This window comes from Pseudogracilibacillus sp. SO10305, from assembly GCF_037072005.1.
Classification (GTDB): Bacteria; Bacillota; Bacilli; order Bacillales; family Amphibacillaceae; genus Pseudogracilibacillus; species Pseudogracilibacillus intestinigallinarum.
Genome location: NZ_JAXHDE010000008.1, coordinates 21601 through 35573, shown reverse-complemented (window position 1 = coordinate 35573; position 13973 = coordinate 21601). Strand labels below are relative to the sequence as shown.

Genomic DNA, 13973 nt, shown 5'->3' with positions numbered 1-13973 from the left:
TATACTATAGCGTGTTTTGCAAAAGTAAACCTTTGACATGTGCATGATCATTGATCAAACAAGTCAAAGGTTTATTTCGCTATGTTTTATGTCGAACTCTCGTTTTCATGCTCATACATTCAAACAATAAAGTTTTTATACACTCGCTTTTTCATGACCATAATCAATCTCAAATCCTAAATCTTCTAACATTCGGTGGTCTGCTGTACTTAATTGTCCTTCAGTCGTTAAATAATCCCCGACAAAAATTGAATTTGCAGCGTACAATCCAAGTGGTTGTAAACTTCTTAAATTCACTTCTCGTCCACCAGATATACGAATTTCCTTCGTTGGACAGCAGTAACGGAACAATGCTAACACTTTTAAACAATATGTCGGTGTCAGTTCATTCGTTCCTTCTAATTTTGTTCCATCAATCGCATGTAAAAAGTTAACTGGAATGGAATCCGCATCGAGTTCTTTTAAAGAAAATGCCATATCTACTACATCTTCTTTCGTTTCTTTCATTCCGACAATGACACCAGAACATGGAGATATCCCAACATCTTTCACTTTATTTACAGTGGATACACGATCATCATACGTATGACTCGTCGTAATATAATCATGATGTTTTTTCGATGTATTTAAATTATGATTATAACGGTCGACACCAGCTGCTTTTAATTGTTCTGCTTGCCCTTCTTTTAAAATACCTAAACAAGCACATATTTTCATATCATAATTTTGCTTAATTTCCTTCACAGCATCGACGACAATATTCAATTCACGATTTGTCGGGCCACGTCCACTTGCCACGATACAATACGTTCCTGATTGTAATTTGTTCGCTTGTTCTGCTCCAGCTAAAATCGATTCCTTATCCATCATTTTATATCGTTGAATCGGTGCCTCAGAGTCAATAGATTGTGCGCAATACCCACAATTTTCACTACAAGCTCCTGATTTCGTATTTATAATCATATTTAATTTAACTTTATTGCCGTAATAATGGTGGCGAATTTGATATGCCCCATCTAATAATGCTAACACCTGTTCATCTGGACATTGCAAAAATTTCATCGCTTCGTCTCGCGTAATTTGATATCCTTGTATTACTTTATCTGCTAACTGAGCCCAATATTTTCTATTCTCCATCGTACATCTTCCTTTCTTTTATGATTGTGATCGAACTTTTTGCATCATTAAAATAGCATCTAATCGATATGCAAATACACCTGCAACAAGTGCTAAAGCAATATCTTTTGGCAATGGAACAATCATCCATAACCATGCAATTCCGTAGTGGAACCCTTCTGGCGCTTGAAACCAAAGTTTATACGCCATATATAGCCAGTTCGTTCCAAAAACATAAATAAATAACATTCCGAACAACGATGCAACTATATACATTGACTTTGTCTGCTTATATTCCACTAGTTTCCCACATATGTACGCAACGATAATAAATGAAATGATAAAACCAAAAGTAGGACTTAATAAATTTGCGGCACCCCCACTAAACTGTGCAAATACAGGTGCACCTGCCAATCCAATTAACATATACCCGAACATCGTAAATGCTCCTAAACGACTCCCGAGAACAAGTCCAGCCAATACAGCAAAAAATGTTTGCAATGTAATAGGCACCCCTCCAACGACTAAAAACGGCATAATCGCTGTAATATTCGCTCCAATGGCAGTAAGTGCGATAAATAATCCACCGTACACAATTTTTACCGTTTGATTCGCTTTCATGATTCCACCCCTTTGTGTAAACCTAAATATTTTTAAGTTGACACAAATGAAGAATAGCATAATTTGAAAATTATGTACAGTATTTTTTTAAAATTTCAGATAAATTTTATGTCGTTATTTACTTGGAATACACTACTTCCAATTAGAAAACTTCTAAATTCTGTCATATAAAAAAATGGTAATGTTCATCTTTTTGATAAACATTACCATTTATTCATACCTTTATATTAATAATCTGTGTCACTTGCTGTTCCTTCTACAATTGCAATACCAGCACTTGCTCCAATTCGATTTGCTCCTGCATCAATCATCGCCTTCGCTGATGCTGCATCACGTACCCCGCCCGAAGCTTTTACTCCGATGTTTGGTCCTACCGTTTGACGCATCAGTTCAATTGCCTCTACTGTTGCAGCTCCAGGTCCAAATCCTGTCGATGTTTTAACGAAGTCTACCCCTGCTTCTTTCGCGATATTACATGCACGTTCAATTTCATCAGGAGATAAAAAACCTGTTTCTAAAATTACTTTCACTACCTCTAAACCATTTGCCGCTTGAACCACTTCTTCCATATCTTGTAAAACAGCAACATCATCACCTGATTTAAATGCTCCGATATTCATCACCATGTCAACTTCGGTTGCACCATTTGCAATCGCATCACGTGTCTCAGCAACTTTTGTAAATGTACTCGTCGCACCTAACGGGAACCCAATTACTGTCGTCACTCCGACATCTGTTCCAGCTAATTGTTCAGCGGAAAATTTTACCCAATAAGGGTTCACACAAACTGTGGCAAAATTATATTCTTTCGCTTCTTTACATAGTTGCTCTACTTGTTCCTTCGTACTTTCAGGTTTTAATAATGTATGATCAATATATTGCGCAATATTTTCTACCATCATTTTTCTCTCCCTTAAAAATCTATGTTATTGTTAGTATAAACAATAATAGAACAAGCAACAATCTTTTTAATAAAATGATGACAAAACCGTTGGAAAGGACGATTGTATGAATAAAATTTTAGTCGTTGACGATGACGAAAAAATTGTAAACCTTGTTAGCATTCATTTAAGTCGAGCAAATTACCGAATGATAAAAGCAAACAACGGTATAGATGCTTTGGAAAAAATTGAACAAGAATTTCCTGACCTTGCGATTGTCGATGTGATGATGCCAAAAATGGACGGATATGAATTAACGAAACAATTACGCACATACGATATTCCCGTCCTCTTATTAACAGCAAAAGGAGAATTGGAAGATAAAGAAAAAGGATTTTTAGCTGGATCAGATGATTATGTCGTAAAACCTTTCGAACCGAAGGAATTGCTATTTCGCGTGCAAGCAATTTTACGTCGGTATGACAAATCTGTCGATACACTGATCAACATTGGTCCTATGACCATTAACCAACAAAATTACGATGTTACAGTTGGCGATAAAACATTATTCCTTCCATTAAAAGAATTCGAATTATTATCTGTACTCGCTTCACGAACAGACCATGTGTTTGAAAGAGAGTTTTTAATTGAACGAGTTTGGGGAATCGATTATGAGGGAGACGATCAAACATTAAACGTCCATATTAAACGAATTCGCGAAAAACTACGTCCGATTACAGATGAAATTAAAATTGTTACGGTACGTGGAGTTGGTTATAAATTAGAGGTTGCACAATGATTCGATCTTTATATAGTAAGTTTTTCATTTTTACCGCAGTCATTATGATCGGTAGTATGATTATTGCCTTTTTAGCTGTCAACACTTTTTATCATCAATATTTAAAAGAAAATAATGATACAAAAAATGTCCATATTGCGCAAGAAATGGCCGAATATATGGCAACGACCGATCATATCGAGAATTATTTACGGACTACTGCTAATGTTGGCTATAAAATTTTACATATCGATCCAGATGGAGATACAGCATTTTATGGAGCTGATTTTCGGGAACATAATTTATCAGGTGATGCGATAGAACAAGTACTAAATGGCACTATTTATCATGGGATGCGTGATTTTCCAAAAGAAACATTCGTTACAGGTTTTTTCTCAGATGAAACAGCAAATACTGTCGGGGTACCTGTTGAAATAGATGGACAAAGACATGCCATTTTCATTCGTCCCGATATTAAATTACTATTTACGGAAGTTCATTACTTACTTGGTGGAATGTTTGTTGCAATGGGGATTGTTAGTATGGTTGCTATGTTATTTATCGCTAGGAAACTCGTCCGCCCTTTAACAGAATTAACAAAGGCGACAAAAGAAATTGGAAAAGAGCAATTTGCGGTTGAATTACCGACTAATCGTCATGATGAAATTGGTCAATTAGCAGAAAGTTTTCAGCAAATGACTGAAAGATTAGATGCATCTGATAAAATGAAAAAGCAATTCATTAGTGATGTATCTCATGATTTCCAAACACCATTACAAAATATTCAAGGATATGCGAGCCTTTTACATGAAGGGAATCTCACAAATGAAGAGGTACGTTTGTATACAGAAATTATTCAAAGTGAAACGGACCGCCTATCCGAATTGACAAAACAATTATTATTATTAACCTCGCTAGATACATTAGAAAATGATGTTCAAAAAGAGAACTTTCGTCTTGATACACAAATAAAAGAAGTCATTCAAAAGCATCGCTGGCAGTTAATGGAAAAGAATATTTCGTTAACGATGCACCTAAATGAAATGACAATGTATGGTCATCAAGCATATATGGAAAAGGTTTGGGAAAATTTACTTTCGAATGCGTTAAAATATACGAAGGAAAATGGAGCAATCAATATTGATGTCATTGAAAATGACCAAGAAATTATCGCTGTAATAAAAGATAATGGCATCGGTATAGAACAGGAAAAAATCCCATTTTTATTTGATCGATTTTATCGAGTCGATAGTGCAAGACATGCAAGCATTGAAGGGACAGGATTAGGATTATCTATCGTCAAACAGATAGTAGACTTGCACGATGGGACGATCCGTGTAACAAGTAATATTGATCAAGGAACAACTTTTTCGATTACCTTTCCTAAATTGTAATATGCCGTTCATGTTGCGTTCATATTCAACCTTTAATATAACATATAACAGTTATATGAGAGGAAGATATGAAATATGGAAACAGTATGGAGTAAAAGACTTATTCGCTTTGCAGCGATTTTTGGATTAATTGGAGCGTTTTTAGGTTCCCATATGGCAGGTGCTGGTTCTTTAGCATTCCGTCCAGTACACGCACATATTTTAGTTGTTGGTTGGTTATCTCTATTCGCATGGGGTGTGTATTATAAAGCATTTCGTATTCAAGCATCAAAATTAGTATCTGCCCAAGCCATAACAGGCATCATCGGAGCTGCAGGTTTATCTATCGGACTATGGTTACAATATTTACAACCATTTGGCGATTCGAAGGCTATTATTTTACCAATTTATATTGGTGGAGGAACTATTTTACTTATTAGCTTTTTATTATTCGTCATTGTGACATTCGTGAGCAAAGAACAAAAGGCATAAAAAATAGGCGCCGGATGACTAGCAAAGGTCATACCGACGCTTATTTTCTTTTTCTAAAGATAAGTAATAAAATGGTCACTGTAATGATTGGCATTAAAATTTGTATAATAAAAAAGTTAGACCAAATGGATTTAATTTGATTAATAAATGTTGTCATTCGAGAATCTGTTTCAACAGTTATGTCGTTAAATGATACAAACCGCTTCGCACTGTTGACTGCTCGTACTTTATATTCGTAAGTTTTATTCGGTTCCACATTTTTATCTGTATAACTATTTACAACAGATGAACCAAGAAGTTTTCCATCGCGAACTACTTCATAATAAATGGCATTATCAATATTTTCCCATTTGAGCGTAATATCGTCTTTACTATTATTAACGACAGCGATATTATCTGGATCTTCAATCGAAAAGAACGTGTTGTCTTCTGTTTTCACTTTTCTACTAAACGTCTTATTCAGTACATTGTTTTCTTCGTCTATAATTTCCACGGCATATTCATGTGTAGTGAAAATATCAAAATTCACATCTTCATACGTTGTTTCATCAGTTGTGTGTATTCTCTCTCCATCCCGATAAATATGATATTTTTCAGCCTTCGGGTGTGCATCCCATGATAGCTTGATACCTTTATCATTATTTTCATCGACACTTAAAATTCTTTCTGTAAAAGTATCCATAAACTTAAATGTTTTCGGGGCAGTATCTTTCAATGTTTCTCTGTACCAACCACCAAGAAAATAATGTGTCATCGCTTCAGCAAAATATTCGTCTGCATATGAATAATATGAACTTCCTGGAAATAGTTTCGCATATTCTTTTTTATGTATTTTCTTAAATTCATCCATATCAGATACTTTTTCATCTAATACATTAAAATCAACCATATGTGCAAACTCATGGAATTCTAACAATGCATTGTAATGCATATCTCCTGGATAACTTTGGCCAATTTTTGCAACACTCACATTATCCCGCGCTAGTCCTGCTATGTCATCATAAATAACATCATTTTTACCAGATAACTCCCCTTGCAAATCTTGGAATTCTTCTAATTTCACTGCCGGTATATCTGATAAAATAAACAGTACGTCTTTTTTGACTGCTTCTTGGAGAATTCTTCTCGGAAATGCTGCCATTCGATCAAGCATCTCTTGTGTTGTTTCATGATCATAATTATTATCTAACGCACGAATTTCTATTAGTTCTCTTAGTTCGTCATTAGCAAAATAATGATTCCTTGAATATTCTCTAGGCTCTTTCTCTTCAGCTTGTCCACTATCAACAAACAGAAAAAGCATGGCAAATAGTATGCTAACTATGAATAAAGATGGTAGTTTCATGATGTCCTTATTTACCATTGTAACGAGCCTCCTTTACAATCCAATATCAAAAATATCATACAACAATTTCTGAACAATGTATATATGAGTGAATACCTATACTATTTTATTCCTTTTCTTTCATATAAACAAACCTCTATTCCAATAAATCGTGACGAACTTCTAACATTTTTAACTTTTTACGAAAAAACAGTAATACGAAGCAATCAACTTGTACTACTGTTGTTTTATAAGTAGGCCATTATGTTATTTTTTATTTTAATGCATTTTGATACTTTCTTGAGCGATCAGTCCAACTGCTTTGTTTTTCCCATCTATTTTAACTGTCACTCGATACCAATTTTTCGTACTATTTTGGACAGTAACGACAGCACCTTTGGAAAATTTCTTTAATACTTTTCCGTTGCGATTTCGTTTATCATACACTTTGGTTGGATTTTTTATGGCATGTCGTGTCACTTTCGGGGCAGTCATCGCAACATCTTTTGTATGCACATATCCTGTTACATTTTTTCCATTTATTTTCGTCGTAACTTTAAACCAATTTTTACTACTGTACGTATATGTAATTATTGCGCTTTTTTTATAAGTCTTTAAAACTTTGCTCTTTTTACTTTTTGATTTATATAATTTCGTATCATTCGTTAACGCATATCCAGTAATAATCGGTTGTTCTATTGTGACATCTTTTGCCTTTATATAACCTACTACTTCTTTATTGTTTATTTTCACTTTTGTCTGTACCCATTGGTCATTGTATGTTGAATATGTAATAGGCTGACCAATACTTTTAGTCATCCATTTTTTCGCATTGTTATTCGCCGCTTCATAAATGATTGTTTTCTTTTTAGCTGCATATCCTTTTATCATTTTTGGTGCAGCTTTTTGGACAGCTCTTTTCTTTGGAGAAACGGGAGGAATCGCTTCATTTTCTTTTGCAATAAACGTTTCGTCCTCTTCGTTTATAATCTCTTCTTCCGTTTCTATCGTTGGCTCTTCTTCACCGCTTACAATTTCATCTTCAACTTCATCTGTTTCTTTTTCCTCGGTTTGTTTCAATGTGGACAGGTCTTCTTCTGTAAAAATATATTGTTCTTCTACGTAGCCTTCATACATTTCTAGTTCATTTTCATCGTTTTCTTGTTCTACTTTCACAAACACGAATGGGTGATGTAGCGAATCCTCTTGTTCATGTAGTTCATGTGATTCCTCCACCAGTTCTACAATCGTTTCATTGTCTAACTCTAATAGTGCTTCTTCATCTGTTATATTTTCATATAGGTAAATCGGATCTGTATCATCTGTCGTATAGACGATACGAATTTCTTTTTCTTCTTGTCCTTTATGTTCTTCCGCAATTACATCGAACGGAATCGAAGAAAAGAATAATAAAATCGCTAATAAAACCATCATTACTTTATTCATAAACACCCCCCTCATTTTCATCATCACATATAGCAAATTAGGCATATTATACTAGTTCAAATGTTTTAGCGCACATAAAAAAACACCTTTACTTTTTGTGTAAAGGCGTTTGATACTTTTCTCTTACATTTTTTGTAAGGAAAACTTATCATTATTTAGATTTATTCACTTTTCACTTGTTCAACAACTTCCTCGACTTCTACTCGAGACATTTTTTCTTTTCCTTCTTCCATTGCTTTCAGCGTACGTTTAGCTAAAGCTAATGGAATTTTACAAAATAGCGTAATGGTTCTCGTTTTAATTGATTTTAAATATTCGTCTCCTTTCGCTAAATTCTCACGCGCATAGACGAATAAATCATCACGAGTCCATCCTTCAGGCATGAAGCTTACACCACGCTCTTCCATATCTTCTTCTTGGTTTCGCAAAATATTTACTGCTTGTAGCCCACGTCCAAAACCAATCGCTAAATCACGATCAGTTTCAGTTCCATCGTACCATTCCCAAATCTGTGAAAGCATTACTCCAACGAGTCCAGCTACATAGTATGTATAATCATCAAGATCTTCTTTTGTTTTTACAGCAAAGTCCTTTTCTACCCAGTCAGCCATTCCACCAGCCATTTCAGCTGTCGACTGCTTCACCTGTTCGACAATCCCTTCTGGGCAAACATCAATCCACTCCGCTAAACGTAATGTTACTTCAGGAAACGCATCTTCATATGGTCGAACGAGATCCATATATGCTTCTTTATCGAAAGAGCCTTCTTTTAGTAACAATGTTTTTGTCTTACGTAATAGATTTGCTTTAATATCCTTTTCCATCGTTTCATGGTCTTCAATTTCATCAATTGCACGCATACATAAATAAGCGGAACCGACTGTTAAACGCAATTCCTTTTTCAACAATGTAATCGGAATATAAAATGTTCTACTCGTTTCTTTTAAGACGCGCATTGCCTCTTTTTCTAATTTCACATTATGTTTCAATCTCGTTTCCTCCTTAAAAAGGTTATTTTAAGTATAACAAAGAAAACGGTTTTTTTCCTTTATATGCATTTCGATTAAATATTTACGAATCGGTGAAGAAAAGTTATAATACTATCATCACAAAGAGATGGAGATTATATACATGAAACAACCTTTAGTTCGTTTTTCAGAAATAACGCGAGAACATTATCCACATTATTATGATTTTGCATACACGACTGACAAAATCGCAAATTTATTAAGAGAAAAAACAGGCCATACATACGTTATTTATACGTACGAGGAAACGATCGGTATGTCCGATATCATTCTTACACAATTAATCGAAAGTGACACACCAGAAATGGAAGTGATTGCACCGATTCATGAACATGATCCTCAAAAACAAATTATAGATAAAGATGGGGCGAAAACAATTCAAGTATCTGAAGAAAATCATGTTTTCTATTTTCCTAGATTTGATGTAGCTATTGCAAATATCCATATATTTCAAAGCCATGTCGATTATCCACACGAATTTATTTTCGGGTCTGATGATGCACAAGTTATTGCATTTTTAAATTTTATGGAAGAACAATACCGTACATCTATGTTAGATGGCATTACGATTATGACCGATACCGAGGATGGTCTAATCGATGAACAAGAAGAGATTACCAATCAAATTTCTCGAGAAGAAGTATTGCTTGAAAAAAGTATCAAGCGAGATATTTTCCGCTCGATTGATGAATTTTTCACAAATGAAGGTACATTTTATAAAACTTATCACATTCCATATCGTCGCGGAATTTTATTGTACGGAAATCCTGGAAACGGAAAGACGACACTCGTAAAGTCAATTGCTGGTAGTGTCGATGCGCCTGTTATTTATTGGCAAATTACAGAATATACTTCAAGTTATTCGATTAGTGAAGTGTTTGAAAAAGCGACAAAAATGGCTCCCGTCATTTTAATTATCGAAGACATTGATTCCATGCCAGCGGAGGCACGTTCTGTTTTCTTAAATGCATTAGATGGCGCAACAACTAAGGAAGGAATTTTCCTAATCGGGACGACAAACTATCCAGAGCGAATTGATCCTGCATTAATTAACCGCGCCGGGCGATTTGATCGTGCATATGAAGTGAAACAACCAAATACTGAAATGCGCAAACTCTATATTGAGAAGAAAAATTTAACCCAATTCGTTCCACACGAAAAGTTAGATGCTATTGCGAAGAAAACGAAAGGATTATCTATTGCTCAATTAAATGAACTATATATGTCAATGGCATTGCAATGGCATTATGAAAATGAAGTTGACGTCGATACAATCATTGAAGAATTAAAAGAAAACCATAAACGTGCAATGAAACAAGAGTGGGAAATGGAAGATTATGAAGACGGGATTGGATTTTAATATTATCTAAAAGTGCTTTAAGTGTGGGGATTTGATGGAGTTTGGAGCTTTGGAGTATTGCGAGCCTAGCGTCCTTGAGTTTTGGATTTTCGCGATTTCAAGGACGGTAGAGAGACTCAGCGCCCCTGAGATTTGGATTTTTGCGATTTCAAGGACGGTAGAATGGTCCAGCGTCCTTGAGATTTGGATTTTCGCGATTTCAAGGACGGTAGAATGGTCCAGCGTCCTCGAGTTTTGGATTTTCGCGATTTCGAGGACGATAGAGCGGTCCAGCGTCCCTGAGTTTTCATTTTTCGCAATTTCAAGGACGATAGAATGGTCCAGCGTCCTCGAGTTTTGGATTTTCGCGATTTCGAGGACGGTAGAGCGGTCCAGCGTCCTTGAGTTTTGGATTTTCGCGATTTCAAGGACGATAGAATGGTCCAGCATCCTTGAGATTTGGATTTTCGCGATTTCAAGGACGATAGAGAGACCCAGCGTCCTTAAGTTAAGTTCCACTCCCCCTCTATTTTCAAGATCTATAGAACTCCTCCACTCCACTCACTCTTCTTTCCCGATTATTTTGTCAATCCATTTTTATGCGTGATATGATAGAGCCACGGAAACAAGAGGAAAAGAAGGAGAAAGATAGATGAGAATTTTTGTTGATGCAGATGCATCCCCCGTGCAAAATGAAGTAATTGACGTGGCAAAAGCACATGATCTACAAGTCGTCTTCGTGAAAAATTATGCTCATTTTTCACAAACGGAATATCCATCATTTGTCGAAGTCATTCATGTAGATAAAGGGGCTGACATGGCAGACTATGAAATCGCCCGAAACATCCAAGCAAACGACATCGTCATTACACAAGATTATGGTCTTGCTGCACTATGTTTAGGAAAACAAGCACATGTGCTCCACCATAAAGGGTTCCAATATACAGATGAAAATATTGATCAATTACTTACTCAACGACATATCGGGGCACAAATGCGACGAGCCGGGAAGAAAACGAAAGGACCGAAGCCTTTTACAAACGAAGAACGAGAAAAATTCGCCCGAAAATTACATGACGTGATACAAACATACATTAAATAATTATATAAATTCAAAATCATATATATAAATGGTATAATAGTTCTTGTTCTATATGAAATACGATTAATTAAAATATTCAAAATTATCTATACATAACAAATGAGGTGACGATTTGAAAAAGGAAATTTCTATTGGTTTATTAGGATTAGGTGTGGTCGGTTCTGGTGTCATCAAAATTGTGGAAGACCATCAAGAAGACTTACAGCATCAATTAGGTTGCGGTGTAAAAGTTGAAAAAGTACTTGTTCGCGACATGGAAAAAGCTCGAAAAATCGCGGTGGATGAAACATTATTAACGACAAATAGTGCAGACGTATTAGACAATCCGAACATCGACGTAATTATCGAAGTTATGGGTGGAGTAGATACGGCTCGTGAATATATTTTAACAGCATTAAAAGCGAAAAAGCATGTTGTAACGGCAAATAAAGATTTAATTGCATTACACGGACCAGAATTAGAAGAAACGGCGCGTGAAAATGGCTGTGATTTATTCTATGAAGCAAGTGTTGGTGGAGGAATCCCTCTATTACGCCCATTATCTGATGGACTTGTTTCGGATCGTATTAACCAAGTAATGGGAATCATTAATGGTACAACGAACTATATCTTAACGAAAATGGATAAAGAAGGTCAGAGCTATGAAGATGCTTTACAAAAAGCACAAGAACTAGGCTTTGCAGAATCTGATCCGACTGCAGATGTGGAAGGGCTAGATGCCGCAAGAAAAATGGTTATTTTAGCTCGTCTATCGTTTTTCACAGATGTGGAACTAGATGATGTGGAAGTAAGTGGTATTTCTACGTTAGCATTAGAAGATATCGAATATGGTAATAAATTAAATTTAACGATGAAATTAATCGGTTTTGCAAATCGACATGATAATAAAATTGAAGTAAGTGTTCAACCGACATTTCTATCCAAAGATCACCCATTAGCATCTGTAAATGATGAATTTAACGCAGTATATGTTAGTGGCGAACAAGTTGGAGAAACAATGTTCTATGGACCTGGTGCTGGTAGTTTACCAACAGCAACAGCTGTTATGTCAGACGTTGTTGCAACGATTAAAAATATGCTATTAGGTGTGAACGGGAAAAAATTTGTTAAAACTCGTTTCGAGAAACAATTAGCACCTGCGGAGGAACGCTTCGGGCAGTTTTACTTACGTTTACGCGTAAAAGACGAAACGGGAGCATTTGCTTCTATCTCTGATTTATTCAATAAATTAGGAATTAGCTTTGAGCGAATTTTACAAACACCTGTCGATAAAGGGGCAGCTGAAATTGTTGTCGTAACACATAAAACATCACTAGCAAACTTCCAGAATGCGATGGAACAATTAAAAGATTTACATGTCATTGAAACGGTTGAAAGTAGTTACCGTGTTGAAGGGGATGCTTAATTATGAAAAATTGGCAAGGACTAATTAAAGAATATGCAGAGTTTCTACCGGTTTCTGAGGAAACTCCTGCATTAACATTACACGAAGGAAATACACCGCTCGTTTATTTTCCTCACCTATCAGAAGAGTTAGGGATTGAATTATACGGAAAATATGAAGGTTTAAACCCGACTGGTTCTTTCAAAGACCGTGGTATGGTTATGGCGGTTGCAAAAGCGAAAGAAGATGGTAGTGCATCTGTTATTTGTGCTTCTACTGGAAACACTTCGGCAGCGGCTGCAGCATATGCAGCAAAAGCGGGAATGAAGGCTGTTGTTGTCATTCCTGAAGGGAAAGTAGCGATGGGAAAACTAGCACAAGCAGTTATGTATGGTGCTGAAATCGTTCAAATCGCTGGGAACTTCGATGATGCATTAACGATGGTACAAAATATTAGTAAAAACTATCCAGTAACACTTGTTAACTCTGTCAATCCATATCGTTTAGAAGGACAAAAAACAGCAGCTTTTGAAATTATTGACCAATTAGGGGAAGCGCCAGAAATTTTAGCTATTCCAGTCGGGAATGCTGGAAATATTAGTGCATATTGGAAAGGTTTCAAAGAATATGCCGAGAAAAAAGGTTCCACATTACCAAAAATTTATGGGTTTGAAGCAGAAGGTGCTGCAGCAATTACAAAAGGGGAACCTATTACAACTCCTGAAACAGTTGCAACTGCTATACGTATTGGAAACCCTGCAAGCTGGCAATTAGCTGAAAATGCTCGTGACGAATCAAAAGGAATGATTACTTCGGTTTCCGACGAAGAAATATTACAAGCATTTAAAACATTACCTGCGAAAGAAGGTATTTTTGCTGAACCAGGATCATGTGCTTCTATCGCTGGTGTGTACCAACAAGTAAAAGCCGGAACGATTGCAAAAGGTACAAAAGTTGTTGCTATTTTAACTGGTAACGGCTTAAAAGATCCACAAACTGCCATCGAACAAGTAACAATTGACCCTGTTTCATTGCCGAATGATGAAGCAGCTGTAACAGAATATATTGAAAAATTGGTAGGGAAATAAA

The 13973-nt window shown here is 35.8% G+C and carries 14 protein-coding genes; 7 read left to right on the top strand and 7 right to left on the bottom strand.

The features are described 5' to 3' along the window. Positions 1-135 precede the first annotated feature (135 nt). The 3 genes from bioB to deoC form a co-directional block, all read right to left on the bottom strand. Positions 136-1137: a biotin synthase BioB gene (gene bioB, locus SPD45_RS07980; RefSeq protein ID WP_336267218.1), complete on the bottom strand. Its 1002-nt coding sequence runs from the start codon at positions 1135-1137 to the stop codon at positions 136-138. 18 nt (positions 1138-1155) lie between these two features. Further along, complete coding sequence (locus SPD45_RS07975; protein ID WP_336267217.1) at positions 1156-1737, bottom strand: biotin transporter BioY; 582 nt, start codon at positions 1735-1737, stop codon at positions 1156-1158. 227 nt (positions 1738-1964) lie between these two features. Continuing rightward, positions 1965-2636 (bottom strand): deoxyribose-phosphate aldolase, encoded by a 672-nt coding sequence (deoC, locus tag SPD45_RS07970; protein ID WP_336267216.1) that lies wholly within the window; start codon positions 2634-2636, stop codon positions 1965-1967. A 109-nt stretch (positions 2637-2745) separates the two neighbouring features. On the opposite strand from deoC, the gene SPD45_RS07965 reads away from it, so the two are divergent. The 3 genes from SPD45_RS07965 (at position 2746) to SPD45_RS07955 (ending at position 5261) form a co-directional block, all read left to right on the top strand. Next, a complete protein-coding gene (locus SPD45_RS07965) occupies positions 2746-3417 on the top strand; it encodes a response regulator transcription factor (protein WP_336267215.1) in 672 nt (223 codons plus the stop codon). Further along, on the top strand, positions 3414-4790 hold the full coding sequence (locus tag SPD45_RS07960) for a sensor histidine kinase (RefSeq protein WP_336267214.1): 1377 nt from the start codon (positions 3414-3416) through the stop codon (positions 4788-4790). The genes SPD45_RS07965 and SPD45_RS07960 overlap by 4 nt, the downstream gene beginning before the upstream one ends. A 75-nt stretch (positions 4791-4865) precedes the next feature. Continuing rightward, positions 4866-5261, top strand: a complete 396-nt coding sequence (locus SPD45_RS07955; RefSeq protein ID WP_336267213.1) for a hypothetical protein — start codon at positions 4866-4868, stop codon at positions 5259-5261. Positions 5262-5301: 40 nt separating this feature from the next. Here SPD45_RS07955 and SPD45_RS07950 read toward each other — a convergent pair whose 3' ends face one another. From SPD45_RS07950 to SPD45_RS07940, 3 genes are all read right to left on the bottom strand, one after another. Continuing rightward, a complete protein-coding gene (locus SPD45_RS07950; RefSeq protein ID WP_336267212.1) occupies positions 5302-6624 on the bottom strand; it encodes an anthrax toxin lethal factor-related metalloendopeptidase in 1323 nt (440 codons plus the stop codon). 240 nt (positions 6625-6864) lie between these two features. Then, a complete protein-coding gene (locus SPD45_RS07945; RefSeq protein ID WP_336267211.1) occupies positions 6865-8031 on the bottom strand; it encodes an SH3 domain-containing protein in 1167 nt (388 codons plus the stop codon). Positions 8032-8192: 161 nt separating this feature from the next. Beyond that, complete coding sequence (locus SPD45_RS07940) at positions 8193-9020, bottom strand: squalene/phytoene synthase family protein (RefSeq protein WP_442962006.1); 828 nt, start codon at positions 9018-9020, stop codon at positions 8193-8195. Between the two features lie 142 nt (positions 9021-9162). Between SPD45_RS07940 and SPD45_RS07935 the strand changes: the two genes are divergently transcribed. Then, a complete protein-coding gene (locus SPD45_RS07935) occupies positions 9163-10419 on the top strand; it encodes an AAA family ATPase (protein ID WP_336267210.1) in 1257 nt (418 codons plus the stop codon). Between the two features lie 6 nt (positions 10420-10425). Here SPD45_RS07935 and SPD45_RS07930 read toward each other — a convergent pair whose 3' ends face one another. Next, on the bottom strand, positions 10426-10917 hold the full coding sequence (locus SPD45_RS07930) for a hypothetical protein (protein ID WP_336267209.1): 492 nt from the start codon (positions 10915-10917) through the stop codon (positions 10426-10428). 133 nt (positions 10918-11050) lie between these two features. Between SPD45_RS07930 and SPD45_RS07925 the strand changes: the two genes are divergently transcribed. The 3 genes from SPD45_RS07925 to thrC all read left to right on the top strand — a co-directional run bounded on the left by SPD45_RS07925 (position 11051) and on the right by thrC (position 13972). Then, positions 11051-11500, top strand: coding sequence for a YaiI/YqxD family protein (locus tag SPD45_RS07925; RefSeq protein WP_336267208.1), 450 nt, complete (start codon positions 11051-11053; stop codon positions 11498-11500). Between the two features lie 112 nt (positions 11501-11612). Then, on the top strand, positions 11613-12905 hold the full coding sequence (locus tag SPD45_RS07920) for a homoserine dehydrogenase (protein WP_336267207.1): 1293 nt from the start codon (positions 11613-11615) through the stop codon (positions 12903-12905). Between the two features lie 2 nt (positions 12906-12907). Beyond that, positions 12908-13972, top strand: coding sequence for a threonine synthase (gene thrC, locus SPD45_RS07915; protein WP_336267206.1), 1065 nt, complete (start codon positions 12908-12910; stop codon positions 13970-13972). The last annotated feature ends 1 nt before the right edge of the window (position 13973 follow it).